Here is a 13,700-nt window from a genome sequence, read left to right on the forward strand (position 1 = left end):
TCATCGTCTGGTCCGCACCCGCGCCACAGCGGAAAGCACCTTCACCGCTATCCTGACCAGCGGCGAGTCCAGCCCGGAGCGGGCATGGGCAATCGCCGCGTTCCACACGGCGTCGTTATAGGTGGGATAGGGGTGGGTCACTCCGGCCAGCTCACGCGTACTCATCTTCCGTTCGACGGCGAGGGTGAGTTCTGCCAGTGACTCACCGGCCCGCGGGCCGACGATCGTGCCTCCGACAATGCGTCCACGCTTTCCGATGACCAGTTGTACAAAACCGGCGGTTTCATCTTCGGTGATCGCCCTGTCGGTCTCCTCCAGCGCAACCTTCGAGGACGTCAGGCCGGGACCGGAGGGATCAGTGACGCCGACGGCGGCCACTTCAGGCGAGGTGTATGTCACCCGGGGGATGGTGCTGCTGACCGGCCTGCGCAGACCGAGGATTGCATTGGACGCGGCCGTGCTGGCGTGAACCCCCGCCAGATGGGTGAATTTCGGGTTCTGGGTGACGTCCCCGGCAGCCCAGATGAAGCTGTTGGACGACCGCATCGCTGAATTCACCTGTACGTGGCCGGCGTCGTCACACTCCACCCCGACGTGCGCAAGTCCCAGGCCCGAAGTCCGCGGGGTGCGGCCGGCGGCAACCAGGATGACGTCCGCGTCGACCGTGCTGCCGTTTGAGGTATGGACTGTGTTGTCACCGGCGTCGGTGGTCTCCACCCTGTCGGCGCTCTCGTTCTCCGCAACGATGACGCCGTCGGCTTTCAGGCTCTGCCTGACCAGCGCCGCTGCCTGCCGGTCCTCCTTGGGCAGAATGCCGGATCGGGCGAGGATGGTGACGTTCGAACCGAGGCGTGCGAAGGCCTGCCCCAGTTCGCAGGCGATTGGCCCGCCGCCGATGATCACCAGTTTGCGCGGCAGATCGGGGAGGTCCCAGATTGTCTCCGACGTCACCATCCGGGCTGTCTCCAGGCCGGTAATGGGCGGAACGGTGGGGGTACTTCCTGTGGCGATGAGCGCGTGCCGGAACCGGATCTTTCTGCCGTCCACGTCGGCTTCGCCGTCGCCAGTGAAACGAACCGTGCCGTTCAGGACAGTAACGCCGGCAGATTGCAGTGATTCCGGGGAGTCCTCCGGCTGGATGGCGTTGATCGCCGCGGTTATCCGGGCACGCACCTGCGCGAAGTTGGATTCGACGCCGGCCGAGCGGCGGTCTGCGGCCGCATGCGCTGCCGCGGACAGCAGCGTCTTGGAAGGGACGCATCCAGTCCATAGACAGTCGCCTCCTGTACGAGCCTGCTCCACGAGAACGGTCCGGGCACCCAGACGGGCTGCGGTCTTTGCACCTACGATCCCCGCTGTTCCGCCACCGAGCACCAGAAAGTCAACTGGATCATCCACGTTCGTCATCGCTCTCCAAAGTCAGGGTAAGAGTGCATCCAGCCTACGGTCACCCCATTCCTGCGAACCGTCTGTAATCCAGGACACCGTAGCCCGGTGAGCCTCCCCGTAGCTTGTCAGGGAGCGTACCCCTAGGCTGTGCTCACCACCCGAACGCGTCCGGAGGTCAGATCATCGAGAAGTACAGCACTTTCGCGCCTCTGTACGACCTGTTCTCAGGGGAATACCCCGTGTACCGTGCCGGACGTCGGCTGGGTATCGATATGCTCCGGCTCGCGCCGGGTCAGCAGGTGCTCGACGTCGGCTGCGGCACCGGCCTCAACTTCTCCCTGCTGCAGCAGAAGATCACAGCGGCGGGACACGTCGTCGCTATTGACCGCAGTGCCGAGATGCTTCAGCAGGCGCGACGCCGAACGGCCCGCAGGGGCTGGCGGAACGTCACTTTTATCCAGGCGGACGCTACAACCATGACACCCGCAGACGTCGGAAAACGGCTGGCGGCCGCCGGTGGCAGGGAGCTGTCCGACGCCGCCCTCGCCACCTACGCGCTCTCTCTCATGCCGGAGTGGGAGCGTGCGTGGGCGAATATGCGCACCATGACGACGACGGCGGCGCGGCTGGGCGTCGTCGACATGCAGAAGCCCACCGGTCGCTACTCCGTGTTGACGCCCCTGGCCGTGGCGGCCTGTCGGCTGGGCGGGGCTGACATCGATGCGCACCCATGGACGGGTGTTGAACGGGATTGTTCAGACGTCGAGGCCGCATCCGCTCGCGGGGAGCACCTGCAGATCCGGGTTGGTTGCGACCGGGCGGGGACAACCCCCGGAGAGGAAAGATGACCATGCAGTTGGTGGAGCTTCTCCGACGGATTGAGCTGCAAACCCGGCCGGTACACCCCGCCTCGCGTGCTGCCATGGACGCGCGGTGGGAAGCGCTGCCCGACCACGTGAAAACTCCCAGCCAGCTACTGGGCCGCTGCGCCGTCGGCTGCGAGGGGACCCATGGCGTGTTCCCGAAATGCAACCTGACCTGCTCACCCTGCTATCACTCGGCCGATGCCAACCAGGTCAGGGTTGACGGGCGGCACACAGCTACCGAGGTGGAGCGGCAAATGAGCTTCCTGCGGCACATGCGCGGCCCGCGGGCACATGCCCAACTCATCGGCGGGGAAGTGAGCCTGCTCAGCCCCGACGACCACGCCGCCGCGCTTCAGATCATGCGCGCTAACGGGCGTGAGCCGATGTCTATGACGCATGGTGATTTCGACTATGAGTATCTGCTCGCCGTCGTACTTGACGGGATGGGCAGGCCTCGGTTCGACCGGGTTTCCTTCGCCGCACACTTTGACTCCCTGATGCGGGGGCGCCGTGGCGCTGTTCGGCCGCGGAGCGAGACGGAGCTCGACCCTTTCCGGCGCAACTTCGCCGCAATGTTCGGGCGGCTGCGTGATGAGCACGGCATCGGGTCCTACCTTGCGCACAACATGACGGTGACTCCTTCCAATCTCGGGGAAGTCGCCGCGGTGACGCGCTCGGTTCTGACAATGCCCTACAACATGCTGTCCTTTCAGCCGGCGGCGTTCATCGGTGACGACCGCCGCTGGAAGGAGGATTTCACCGAGGTCGGCATTGACGAAGTGTGGCAACGCATCGAGGAAGGGGCAGGCCAGCAGCTGCCATGGCAGGGCACCCAGTTCGGTGATCCGCGCTGCAATCGCTATACGAGCGGACTGCTGGCCGATGGCAGGTTCGCCGTCGTCATCGATCCGGCCGATCCGGTCGACACGGCGGCCCGCGATCGCCTCCTTGCCCACCATGGCGGGATGTTTTTCGGTGGACAGCCGCGCGCTGTGGTGGCAGCCCGGGTGGTCCGGGCCGTGTTTCGCCATCCCGGTGATGTGGCGGTAGCACTCGGAATCGGGCGCCGCATGCTGAATCGGGCGGGCGGGGCTTCAGCCATCCTGCGTTCGTGGCGACGCGGGAAACTGGGTTTAAAGTCATTCGTCGTCCACAACTTCATGGACGCTTCCGTCGTTGCGCCGGCCTGGGAGCTGATGGAACGCGGAGAGGTGAGTGAAGCACCGGCTGTCAGGGAGGCGCAGGAGCGGCTGGCGGCGTGCATGTACACCATGAGCCACCCGGAAACCGGCCGTCTGGTGCCTGCGTGCGTCCAGCACTCCGTTCTCGATCCCGATGAGAACCGTGGCCTGCGGAAGCTGCTGCCGTTAGCGGTGAAGAACTGAACCGTGGCTGTTCGCTGCAGGCGAACAGTCAGTCCAGTTCGCCGCGGCGCCACGAAGCGGCAGCGTGCTCCAGGTCCTCGGCGGTCTTCACCAGCTGGTGCGAACTGCGGGTGAGCTTGCTCGCGTGGGCGCCGTTGGACGGTTCAGCGTCGTCAGCGTGGTTGGTCTGGCCCAGGGCAACAACCCGGCAGAAAGCAGCGAAACGCTCAAGCGCTACATCGAATTCACCATCGAATGCGCCGGAGAGGATGGTGTCTGCCATCTTCTGGACCTCATCGGCGCCGGGCGGCTCAGCGACGCCGGCAACAACCTTCGAAACCTGAGCCACCTCCTTGCCGGCTTTGAAGTAGGCAGCGATTCTCTCGGGACTCTGCTGGGTGGCGGCACGCAGGGCATAGAGGCGCCAGAGTGCGCCGGGAAGCGAGCGCGCAGGGCTCTCGGCCCACAGCTCGGCTATAGCCTCCAGTCCCTGCTGATCCGCCAGCTGCACAAGGCGCTGCGTCACCTGCGGGTCTTCGGCCTCCCGGCCATGGTGAACCAGTGCGTGCGCAGCAAGGTGGGCGGCCTCCGAGACCCGGGAGGGGTCGGCACCGCCGGCAAAGACCTCGAAGTCTGCAGGCGCGAACGGCTTGGGTTTGTGGTGCCGAGGGCTGTTGTCGATGTATTCGCCGTCCATGGCTCGAGAATACTCCTGCGCCTATTGAGGGGCTAGACACGCGGAGAACCTCGGCAGTTTCACCCCAACGGAGCCAGGTTGCCTTATCCCCCGATCGGGTGCGATAAAGTAGACACGTCATTCGGGGTGCCCGAATGATGTGGGCCTTTAGCTCAGTTGGTAGAGCATCGGACTTTTAATCCGTGGGTCGTGGGTTCGAGTCCCACAGGGCCCACTTTGAGCGCATCGAGGAACATCCCCGTCGAGGTATCGGCGGGGATGTTCTCTTATCGGGATGTTGCCGATCACTCCCGCTTGTTGCTTTCCGGCAACGACCATTGACTCCCGCGGACAGGAAGTCTGTACTGGAAGTGCAGACTCTTTCCAGCAAAACGGCACGTGGTGCCGGGAGGAAAACCAATGCCCGCCCTATTGGCGATACCCGTCCAGACAGCGCTCGCGGTCGCCGTGATCTGTGCCCTCATTGCGCTGACGGCGCTCGCGGTGTCACGCTGCCTGGCAACCGATGAGGACCGCGACGGCGTCTTTTGGTACGGCTTCACGGGCGGATTTGCTTGTCTCGGAGCCATCACGGGCGCCGTGGTGCTCGTCCCGGAGACCGCAGCTGTCACAGGGCTGGCCGGCGTGCTGGGCCTCGGCATGGCCTCCGGCTGGGTGTGGCGCGGGGAGCAGGAGCGGAAGGCGCGCCGTCGTCGTCAGAGTGTGGAACAGGCGTGGTCAGCCCTGCGGGCCCGCCACGAATCGGTTCTGCAGCGGTGGGTGAGCTATGAACTGGATCCGGCTGTCGCCATCGACTACCCCAACATGACGGACGTGAAGCAACCTGAAACGGCTCAGTTGGTGCGTGCCATGCGGAACGCCGCAGCGTTGCGTGAGCAGGCAGATACCGACGACGACGCCGCCGCTCCGGACTACGAGAGGGCCGTCGCTGAGCTGGAGACGGCGTTCGAGGCAGCCGAGCGGGCGGCCGGGGCCCATTCGACCCCCCACCGGAGGGACGGCTAGGCTGGACCGGTCACTCAGGATCAAAGGGGAATGTCCATGGGTTCAGCACATACACGTCGCCACCGCGCGGCCGCCCTCCTGACCGTTGGAGCGCTCGCCGTCACTGCTATCGGTGTGTCGGCGCCCGCTGCGACTGCGCGCCATGACAGCAAGCCCGGCGTCGCACAGGCCAAGGGCAAGGGCAAGGAGAGCGTCCGCTTCGCCACCTACAACGCGAGCCTGAACCGATCCGCCGAGGGAGCGCTCGCAGCGGATCTGAGCACCGGTGACAATGAGCAGGCCCGGCGAATCGCCGAGGTCATCCAGATCAACAATCCCGATGTGGTGCTGCTCAACGAGTTCGATTATGACGCCGACAACAGGGCAGCCGACCTCTTCCGGACGAAATACCTTGAGGTGAGCCAGAACGGCAAGGCACCGGTCAGCTACCCCTACGTCTATACCGCACCATCCAACACCGGCATCCCCAGCGGGATGGACCTGAATAACGACGGCAGCGTCGGTGGCCCGGATGACGCGCTCGGATTCGGTCAGTTCGAGGGCCAGTACGGGATGGTCCTTTTCTCCAGGTACCCCATCGATACCGAGAACGTACGTACGTTCCAGAACTTTCTCTGGAAGGACATGCCGGGGGCGCTCCTACCGGATGACCCCGCGACGTCCAAACCCAGGGACTGGTTTACCGAAGAGGAACTCGCTGTTGTCCGTCTGTCCAGCAAGTCGCACTGGGACGTTCCGGTGACCGTCGGCGGCTCAACGGTGCATGTGCTCGCGAGCCACCCCACACCGCCGGTTTTCGACGGCGAGGAAGACCGCAATGGGCGGCGAAACAGCGACGAGATCCGGTTCTGGGCCGATTACATCCGCGGCGGCCAGAGCGCGAACTACATTTACGACGACGACGGCGCCCGCGGAGGACTCGAACGGCGCGCCAACTTCGTGGTGTTGGGCGATCTCAACAGCGACCCGGCTGACGGTGATTCACGCCCGGGATCGATTGCCCGGCTTCTCGGGTTGAAGGACGTACAGGACCCGCTGCCCACCGCGGAGGGCGCCGCGGAAGCATCGGTCCTGCAGGGCAGCGTGAACTTGGAGCATCGTGGAGATCCGGCCCTGGACACCGCTGACTTCGAAGACGCCGGAGCAGGCAACATGCGCGTGGACTACGTGCTTCCCTCGAAGACGCTGAAGGTACGTAGCTCAGGCATCTTTTGGCCGCGGGCTGGTACCCCGGGCTCGGAGCTGACCGGCGTATTCCCGTTCCCCACCAGCGACCATAGGCTTGTGTACGTCGACGTGGACGTCAAGAAGCGCTAACGGCGCCGCCGGTCCCAGAAGATTGCGCTGAGCGCGCCGGCCGCAGCGAGAAGAATGCTGCCGCTGACAACAATGCCGCCGGCAGACTGGCTGATGATGAAGATCCACTGAGGGTATGGACCGTTGATCGCGGTTTCGTCCACCTGAAGCGGCGCGAAGACCGCCCACAGGCCCAGGGCGAGGAGCACCGCACCGAGCAGCCACAGCACCAGCACGAACGGGTTGATTCGCTGGCCGGTGGTTGCGGCGGGGCCGGGAGGTCCGCCACCCTGCGGCATCACCTCGACCACGTTCGCCTCCTCTTCGGGCGATGGGTTAGCCGGCGCCTCCGAAGGCGCGACCGGCCGCTGCTGGTGCCGCTGCGGTTCCCCGGGAGAAGTCCTGCGGTTGCCAGGGGTTGCCGGAGTTCCCGTGCCGCCGCGCTGGTAGATGGGGCTGTACCGGTTGTCGATGTTCGGCGTGTTCTCGCCCATGGTTCCTCCTGGCCTGTTCTGGAAATCTACTAGTTCTGCCGCGTCGGGGTAAGTGCGCGCGGTGCAGGAAGACCACCGAGCCTCTGGTCAGTGTCCGGGTGCTCGTGTAGGTTGAAACGCATGGAAACAATAATTTTCGAGTAATTGTGCCGGGTGGGCACTTCCGTTGCCCGCCGCAATAACAAGAACATCATTCGAAGAGACCGTGTTGAGGCCTTCGCCTCCACGTTTGTTTCCGCTCCTCCTGCGCATGAGCCCGGCTTCGGCTGTTCCCGTGCCTTGCCCCAGTCATTGCAGAAGGATCCCTACGGAAGCCGAGTACCAGTGGAGGCAACAACCGCTGCTGTTCACGGGTTGGCTGTAGGTGAGTGGCTCAACCGGTCATAGCCATTGAAGGAGAGTCATGACCCAGCAAGATAACGAGCAGCCCCTGAACGTCCATCTCACCGAAGACGCTGCCAGGAAACTGGTGGACGATCCACGCGCCCGCGAAGCGCTCGCCCGGAAGAACCCGGCCTTCGGGGAGCTGGATAGCGCACACAGTACGGGCCGCAGGAACAAGTCCATCCATGCCAGCAACCGGCAAGGAAAGCGGGAGAAGAAGGTGCGCTGGTAGCTTGGCTGCCGACCGCACGCCGGTGGAGGAAGGTTAAAGTGAAACTGGCTCCGCGTTCTGCGTATGGGGGAATCGCAGAATGGGGAGCCAGCACCTCCAACTATACTGCAAAGTAGGGGTTAAAAGTCCAGTCGCAATCCACCTGAAGGGTGATGATGACAGTCACAGCCAAATCATTCCAGCTGTGGCGTGCCCAGGTTGCCCCGGAAGCGACGGTTTCGGACCTCTGCCGCAAGGCGGACATCAAGCGGTCCACCCTGGCGCAGCAGCTGGTTCGTGGAAAAGTCTCTGTGGAGACCGTGATCAATATTGCGCGCGCGTACAACATTTCTCCAGTGCAGGCGCTCAGTGAGTTCGACGGATATCGGGATCTCGCAGCCGGGATCCTGCCGCCCACCTCGGCGGAATATCTCAGCCAGGTCTCCCCGATGGACCTTCTACGCCTGATCCTGGGGCGCAGCGAGGAGACCGACTGCGTGGGCAGCCCCGTGAGCTTCAAACTTTCGCCGCTTCCCCACCGTTATTCAGTCCGCGCCTGGTTTGACGCCGTCGACCCCGGCGAACTGCGCCAGGCACTCACCTTCAGAACCGGAATAGCTCCCCAGAACCTCTCTGCTCAGCTGAGTGCGGGCCGGTTGAGCACCCAGCTGTGCGTGGAAGTCGCCAGGATCTCTGAAGTTTCGCTCGCCAACGGTTTGGTGGTGACCGGACTTCTTACCTCCGAAGAAGGGGGCTGGGCCGACGACGGTCGGGAGCAGGTCCTGAGCGCCCTGCCCGACTCAGAGCTCATCCTGATAGCGCGGGACCGGCTCGACGGACTGGGAAAGCGCCTGCGAAAACAGGAGCAGGACGATTCACGTGAACAGACGCTATGGGAGAACCTCGGATGAACGGTGGAACATTCATACAGTGGCTGGCGCTCGCGCTCTGTGTCATCTTCGCGGCCATGCGCCTGCCGGACGCTGTTCGCGGCAAGGGCCGGAGCATGTTTGCCGTCTTGGTTCTTCTTTCGCTCGCAGTGGCGCTGAGCCTGTCACCGATCTATCTTTTCGTTGACGGCCTGCTCGGCGGAGCGAATCTGGCGAACCTTGTAATCCGGATCAGCCTCTACGTCGTCATGCTGCTACTGGGGGTGCGCTGTGCGGCCGCCTTCGGATCGGACCGTGCACGCAGGTGCATCGAAGGACCCGTGGGAATGGCGGTTCTGGCGTTGACAGTGCTCGTGACGGTGGTCCTATTCGCCCTGAGTGAACTTCCGCAGTCCTCTACCGGACTTGCCGCCTACTCCGATCAGCCCACGGTGCACTGGTACGCAGACATGGGCCGCCTCTACCCGGGATTCGTAGCTGCCTGCCTGATGGGCCCGGCTTTTGCGAGCGTGCGCGACCGCAGCCGCCGCAGCCTGCATCGGGTGTCCGCCGCGCTGATTGGTACTGGGTTGCTGATGGTGCTGATGATGGCGGTGCTTCTGTTGTTCCCGCTCGATATTGGGGCGGCCGAAGTGCTCCTCCCTTTCGGTGGGATCGTCCTGGTGACGGTTGGACTCACTATGATCTGGTCATCCCGCAAGCGCGCGGAGAAGGACCGTTCCGTGAATTTCCTTGCGGGCGAGCACTGATACTTCTCGGCCCGCCTGCGGCCCACGATAAAATTTTTCAATCGAAGTGAGAAACACTATTCACGTTTTCATCATGGTGTGTCAAAATTATGATTATGTAACTCCCGGTGACCGTGGGGGGTCTCCGGGTTACACAGAAATAGGTGCGTCCATTAGAACGGGTGGACGCACCTATTTCGTATAACTTGCGGGAGTTGGCCCGCTACAGGATCTGCTGCTAGGCGTCGTGGTCAGTCTCGAGGATGCGCACCAGGGAGTCCAGCGACTCCTCTGCGCCGTCGTCCTCCGAACGGAGCACAACTACATCGCCGTTCTCGGCTCCGAGACTCATGAGGGACAGGATGCTTGATGCGTCCATCGCTTCGTCTGCCGGGCTGCCCTCAAGGGCGATGGTCACCTCAACGGGCAGTTCCCCCGCCGCTTCGGCGAAGATGGCTGCAGGCCTGGCATGGAGCCCCACCCGGCTGGCTACGGTTGCTTTGCGTTCGATCATGATCTTCCTTCCGGTTGCGTTTCTGCGAGCCTACAGGCCCAGCGTTTCGAGAATCGGTAAAGAGGCTCGCACAGCTGTGCGTGCCTCAAGAGCAGTAGTGGCAGCCAACGCACGCTCGGCGATGTCCCTGGCTTCGGCGAGGGACACCGAACCAATGACGGCGGCTACCGCGGCCAGCGCCCGCGCGCTCATGGACAGTGAATTGACACCCAGACCCACCAGTACGACGGCGAGGGCCGGATCGGCGGCCGCCTCGCCACACACGCCGACGGACTTCTCGTCGTCACCATTGTTTTCACTACCTGACGCAGCATCCCTTCGGGCAGCGTCGGCGCCGGCTACTGTCTGGCGGATCAGCTGAAGGACGGCAGGCTGCCAGGGGTCGTTGAGGGCGGCGAGCGGTCCAAGCTGGCGATCGGCAGCCATCACGTACTGAGTGAGGTCGTTGGTGCCGATTGACGCGAAGTTCACGCGCTGAAGAATGGGCCGGGCGGTCAGGGCTGCAGACGGCACTTCAACCATCACCCCGGGGACCTTCAGACCCGCCGCCGCGCAGGATTCAGCGAATCGCTGGGCTTCCTCGGCGGTGGAGATCATGGGCGCCATGACCCAGATGTCCGTGGTGGCGCCGTCGGACGCTTCGGCGATCGCCTTCAGCTGGCGGTCCATCACCCCGGGAGTGGCCAGTTCGGTCCGGTAGCCGCGAACTCCCAGGGCGGGGTTCGGTTCGGTGGCGTCTGTGAGGAACGGCAGGGGCTTGTCTGCGCCAGCATCGAGCGTGCGCACCACAACCTTCCCTTCGGGGAAGGCTTCGAACACTTCCCGATACGCCGCAGCCTGTTCGGCAACCGTCGGTTCGGTATCCCGGTCGAGGAAACAAAATTCTGTGCGGAGAAGTCCCACGCCCTCAGCACCGGCTTCAGCCGCCTTGCGGGCATCAGCACCGGCACCCACGTTGGCGAGCAGTGGAACCCGGTGACCGTCCGTCGTCGTGCAGGTGCCGCTGTAGCTGCCGAGGGCCTGCGACTGCTCAGCCCAGAGGGCGGCGGCAGTCCGTTCGACATCTCCCGGCCCGGCGTGCACAGTTCCGGCGGCGCCGTCGACGAAAACTTCCGTGTCGTCGTCGATATCCTCCACGCCGTGGGCTGCGACGACGGCGGGCAGGCCCAGCCCGCGGGCAAGGATCGCCGTATGGGACTGCGGCCCCCCGGAGCTGGTGATCAGCGCGATCACCAGCTCCGGGTCGAGGGTGGCAGTATCAGCCGGCGCAAGATCCTCCGCTGCGAGGACGAAGGGATGATCGGCAGTCGGTATGCCGGGTGCCGGCAGACCGCGCAGTTCGGCGACGATCCGTGAGCGGACGTCCAGGACGTCCTGTGTCCGCTCCGCCATGTAACCGCCCAGTCCCTTCAGCATGTCAGCTACCTGGGCGCCCGCCTCCCAGACAGCACGCTCGGCGGAGGTGCCGGCCACGATGAGGGTGTTGGCCGATTTCAGGAGCATTGGGTCTGCCGCCATCATGGCAGTCGCCTCAAGGACTGCCCTGGCGTCGCCGGTGGCGGAGTCAGCCCGCCCCCGGAGTTCGGCCTGGACTTGTTTGGCGGCGGTGTTCAGCCGTGCAGTCTCATCATCAACCGTGGTGTTGGACCATCTGTCCCCGGCGGGCGGTTCCGAGACCGGACGCGGCATCTGCCGCACCGGCCCGATCACGCGACCGGGGCTCACTCCTACGCCTGTGAAAGTGCTCAATGGTCCAACTCCTCAGCTAGGGACTAGGCTGCAACCGATTCGGAGGCGGTGGCCTCGGCCGGCTTGCGTACAGCGAACCGCTTCAGTGCCACCACCACAAGAGCCGAGACGATCATGCCCACCAGGATCGATACAACAAACATAACGACATTGCCGATTGCGAAGAATACGAAGATTCCACCGTGCGGTGCCTGGGAGGTGACGCCCGTGCCCATGATCAAGGCCCCGGTGATCGCAGATCCGACCATGCCTGCAGGGATGACGCGCAGCGGGTCCGCGGCAGCGAACGGGATGGCGCCTTCAGAGATGAAAGCAGCGCCGAGGAGCCACGCAGCCTTGCCGTTTTCACGCTCGGCGAGGGAGAACCGACGGCGGTCGATGACGGTTGCCAGGGCCATTGCCAGCGGCGGAACCATGCCGGCGGCCATGACCGCGGCCATGATCTGCCACGGAGCCTGGTTGGCCACGGCACCTGCGCCGAGCCCTGCGACTGCGAAGGCGTAGGCCACCTTGTTGATGGGGCCACCGAGGTCCACCGCCATCATGAGTCCGAGGATGATGCCGAGCAGTACGGCACCGGTGCCGGTGAGGCCAGAGAGCCAGTCGTTGAGGGCAACGGTAAGGGCGGCAATTGGGCCGCCGAGTACCAGAAGCATGAGACCGGATGCAATGATCGAGGCCACCAAAGGAATGATTACCACCGGCATGAGGCCGCGCAGCCAGCGGGGGACCGCCAGCTTGCCGATCTTCATGGCGACATAACCGGCCAGCAGGCCACCCACGATCGCGCCGAGGAACCCTGCGCCCATGAAGCCGGCAACCGCACCGGCGACGAAGCCCGGAGCGATACCCGGACGATCGGCGAGCGCGTAGGCGATGTATCCGGCAAGCGCCGGCACCAGGAAGCCCATCGAGAGGGCGCCGATCTTGAAGAACACCGCGCCGAGGTAGGCGCCGAGCGCGCCCTGCGCCGTCTCCGGGAACTCCGTGGGGAGGTTCCACAGGCTGTTGTTGAGGACCATGTCGTCAGCGAAGCCGGTGATGTCGTAGCCGCCGAGCAGGAAGCCCAGGGCAATGAGGAGACCGCCGCCGGCAACGAACGGGATCATGTAGCTGACGCCGGTGAGCAGCGCACGCTTCAGTTGTCCACCGACGCTCTCGCCGCGGCCGTCGTCGTCGGAACCCTGCATCGAGGAATCGGCGACCCGGCGAGCGTTGGGATTGTCCGCCGCTGCGAGCGCTTCATCCACCATGACGCCGGGCTCATCGATGCCGCGCTTGACGGGCGCATTGATGACCGGCTTGCCGGCGAAGCGGTGCTTGTCGCGGACATCGACGTCGACAGCGAAGATCACGGCGTCTGCCGCCGCAATGATCGAAGGGTCAAGGGGAGTGGATGCGGACGAGCCCTGCGTCTCAACCTGGAGGTCGACGCCGCGTTCCTTGGCGGCGGCGACCAGTGAGTCGGCGGCCATGTACGTGTGGGCGATCCCAGTGGGGCACGCAGTGACGGCCACAAGCCGTTTGGTCCGGGCTGCTTCGGGCGGCGTGGTGGTTCCGGGGTCGGCCGCCTCGGGAGTGGTAACGGCAGTGGCTCCGCCGCCTTGGGGGGTGGTAGCGGAAGTGGCGCCGCCGCCCTCCTTCTGTGCCGGTGCCGTTTCGAGCGCTCCCTCAACCAGGGCCACGATCTCCTGCTCGGTAGCGGCGGCACGCAGCGATGCGTTGAAGTCCTTCTTGATCAGGGAGCGTGCCAGCTTGGACAGGAGCTTGAGGTGCTGCTGGTCGGCACCTTCCGGAGCGGCAATGAAGAACACGAGGTCTGCCGGTCCGTCCTTGGCGCCGAAGTCGACTTTGGGCTCGAGGCGGGCCATCGCCAGCGTGGGCTCAAGAACAGAAGTGGAGCGGCAGTGTGGAATGGCGATTCCGCCGGGGATGCCGGTGGCTGTCTTCTCCTCGCGGGCCAGCGCGTCGGCGAACAGCCCTTCCACCTGGTCGGCGCGGCCCTGCGCCACCACAAGTTCGGCGAGTCGGCGAATGACGTCGGCGCGGTCGTTGCCCAGGGACTTGTCGAGAACGACAAGTTCGGGCGTAATCATTGCGGACATGGGGATTC

At 64.5% G+C, this 13,700-nt stretch carries 13 protein-coding genes and 1 tRNA gene; 8 read left to right on the plus strand and 6 right to left on the minus strand.

All coding sequences use genetic code 11. From position 1 onward, the window contains the following. Positions 1–1,407 (minus strand): dihydrolipoyl dehydrogenase family protein, encoded by a 1,407-nt coding sequence (locus tag AC4D1W_RS06975; protein ID WP_490898240.1) that lies wholly within the window; start codon positions 1,405–1,407, stop codon positions 1–3. 221 nt (positions 1,408–1,628) lie between these two features. On the opposite strand from AC4D1W_RS06975, the gene AC4D1W_RS06980 reads away from it, so the two are divergent. Together AC4D1W_RS06980 and AC4D1W_RS06985 are read left to right on the plus strand one after the other, a co-directional pair. Further along, positions 1,629–2,237 (plus strand): class I SAM-dependent methyltransferase, encoded by a 609-nt coding sequence (locus AC4D1W_RS06980; protein ID WP_490898241.1) that lies wholly within the window; start codon positions 1,629–1,631, stop codon positions 2,235–2,237. After that, the gene (locus AC4D1W_RS06985; protein WP_490898242.1) at positions 2,234–3,640 is read left to right on the plus strand and encodes a hypothetical protein; all 1,407 of its coding nucleotides are present in this window, start codon (positions 2,234–2,236) and stop codon (positions 3,638–3,640) included. The genes AC4D1W_RS06980 and AC4D1W_RS06985 overlap by 4 nt, the downstream gene beginning before the upstream one ends. 28 nt (positions 3,641–3,668) lie before the next feature. Here AC4D1W_RS06985 and AC4D1W_RS06990 read toward each other — a convergent pair whose 3' ends face one another. Continuing rightward, a complete protein-coding gene (locus tag AC4D1W_RS06990) occupies positions 3,669–4,316 on the minus strand; it encodes a hypothetical protein (RefSeq protein WP_490891188.1) in 648 nt (215 codons plus the stop codon). Positions 4,317–4,457: 141 nt separating this feature from the next. Between AC4D1W_RS06990 and AC4D1W_RS06995 the strand changes: the two genes are divergently transcribed. The 3 genes from AC4D1W_RS06995 (at position 4,458) to AC4D1W_RS07005 (ending at position 6,638) form a co-directional block, all read left to right on the plus strand. Beyond that, positions 4,458–4,530 (plus strand) — tRNA-Lys (locus AC4D1W_RS06995). Between the two features lie 185 nt (positions 4,531–4,715). Beyond that, entirely contained in the window at positions 4,716–5,321 is a 606-nt protein-coding gene (locus AC4D1W_RS07000) for a hypothetical protein (protein ID WP_490898243.1), read from the plus strand. Between the two features lie 30 nt (positions 5,322–5,351). Next, a complete protein-coding gene (locus AC4D1W_RS07005; protein WP_490898244.1) occupies positions 5,352–6,638 on the plus strand; it encodes an endonuclease/exonuclease/phosphatase family protein in 1,287 nt (428 codons plus the stop codon). Here AC4D1W_RS07005 and AC4D1W_RS07010 read toward each other — a convergent pair. Continuing rightward, positions 6,635–7,111, minus strand: a complete 477-nt coding sequence (locus AC4D1W_RS07010; RefSeq protein ID WP_490898245.1) for a hypothetical protein — start codon at positions 7,109–7,111, stop codon at positions 6,635–6,637. The genes AC4D1W_RS07005 and AC4D1W_RS07010 overlap by 4 nt on opposite strands. A 403-nt stretch (positions 7,112–7,514) precedes the next feature. Between AC4D1W_RS07010 and AC4D1W_RS07015 the strand changes: the two genes are divergently transcribed. The 3 genes from AC4D1W_RS07015 to AC4D1W_RS07025 all read left to right on the plus strand — a co-directional run bounded on the left by AC4D1W_RS07015 (position 7,515) and on the right by AC4D1W_RS07025 (position 9,345). Further along, the gene (locus tag AC4D1W_RS07015; protein WP_490891192.1) at positions 7,515–7,727 is read left to right on the plus strand and encodes a hypothetical protein; all 213 of its coding nucleotides are present in this window, start codon (positions 7,515–7,517) and stop codon (positions 7,725–7,727) included. 155 nt (positions 7,728–7,882) lie between these two features. Continuing rightward, positions 7,883–8,617, plus strand: a complete 735-nt coding sequence (locus AC4D1W_RS07020; RefSeq protein ID WP_490898246.1) for a hypothetical protein — start codon at positions 7,883–7,885, stop codon at positions 8,615–8,617. Next, positions 8,614–9,345 (plus strand): hypothetical protein, encoded by a 732-nt coding sequence (locus AC4D1W_RS07025; RefSeq protein ID WP_490898247.1) that lies wholly within the window; start codon positions 8,614–8,616, stop codon positions 9,343–9,345. Before AC4D1W_RS07020 ends, AC4D1W_RS07025 begins: the two co-directional genes overlap by 4 nt. 217 nt (positions 9,346–9,562) lie before the next feature. Here AC4D1W_RS07025 and AC4D1W_RS07030 read toward each other — a convergent pair whose 3' ends face one another. From AC4D1W_RS07030 to AC4D1W_RS07040, 3 genes are read right to left on the minus strand one after another with little or no spacing between them, the layout of a single operon-like run. After that, positions 9,563–9,838 carry an HPr family phosphocarrier protein gene (locus AC4D1W_RS07030; RefSeq protein ID WP_490891195.1) on the minus strand — a complete coding sequence of 92 codons (276 nt, stop codon included), beginning with the start codon at positions 9,836–9,838 and terminating at the stop codon, positions 9,563–9,565. A gap of 30 nt (positions 9,839–9,868) precedes the next feature. After that, entirely contained in the window at positions 9,869–11,587 is a 1,719-nt protein-coding gene (gene ptsP, locus AC4D1W_RS07035; protein ID WP_490898248.1) for a phosphoenolpyruvate--protein phosphotransferase, read from the minus strand. 23 nt (positions 11,588–11,610) lie between these two features. After that, positions 11,611–13,692 (minus strand): PTS fructose transporter subunit IIABC, encoded by a 2,082-nt coding sequence (locus AC4D1W_RS07040; protein WP_490891197.1) that lies wholly within the window; start codon positions 13,690–13,692, stop codon positions 11,611–11,613. Positions 13,693–13,700: the final 8 nt, after the last annotated feature.

The sequence above is a fragment of the Arthrobacter sp. TJ-170 genome (assembly GCF_058269305.1).

Coding starts and splice junctions, on each gene's coding strand:
- AC4D1W_RS07010 (WP_490898245.1), bottom strand. CDS start 7,111: ATGGGCGAGAACACGCCGAACATCGACAACCGGTACAGCCCCATCTAC.
- AC4D1W_RS07000 (WP_490898243.1), top strand. CDS start 4,716: ATGCCCGCCCTATTGGCGATACCCGTCCAGACAGCGCTCGCGGTCGCC.
- AC4D1W_RS06985 (WP_490898242.1), top strand. CDS start 2,234: ATGACCATGCAGTTGGTGGAGCTTCTCCGACGGATTGAGCTGCAAACC.
- AC4D1W_RS07005 (WP_490898244.1), top strand. CDS start 5,352: ATGTCCATGGGTTCAGCACATACACGTCGCCACCGCGCGGCCGCCCTC.
- AC4D1W_RS06990 (WP_490891188.1), bottom strand. CDS start 4,316: ATGGACGGCGAATACATCGACAACAGCCCTCGGCACCACAAACCCAAG.
- AC4D1W_RS07020 (WP_490898246.1), top strand. CDS start 7,883: ATGACAGTCACAGCCAAATCATTCCAGCTGTGGCGTGCCCAGGTTGCC.
- AC4D1W_RS07025 (WP_490898247.1), top strand. CDS start 8,614: ATGAACGGTGGAACATTCATACAGTGGCTGGCGCTCGCGCTCTGTGTC.
- AC4D1W_RS07040 (WP_490891197.1), bottom strand. CDS start 13,692: ATGTCCGCAATGATTACGCCCGAACTTGTCGTTCTCGACAAGTCCCTG.
- AC4D1W_RS07015 (WP_490891192.1), top strand. CDS start 7,515: ATGACCCAGCAAGATAACGAGCAGCCCCTGAACGTCCATCTCACCGAA.
- AC4D1W_RS07030 (WP_490891195.1), bottom strand. CDS start 9,838: ATGATCGAACGCAAAGCAACCGTAGCCAGCCGGGTGGGGCTCCATGCC.
- AC4D1W_RS06975 (WP_490898240.1), bottom strand. CDS start 1,407: ATGACGAACGTGGATGATCCAGTTGACTTTCTGGTGCTCGGTGGCGGA.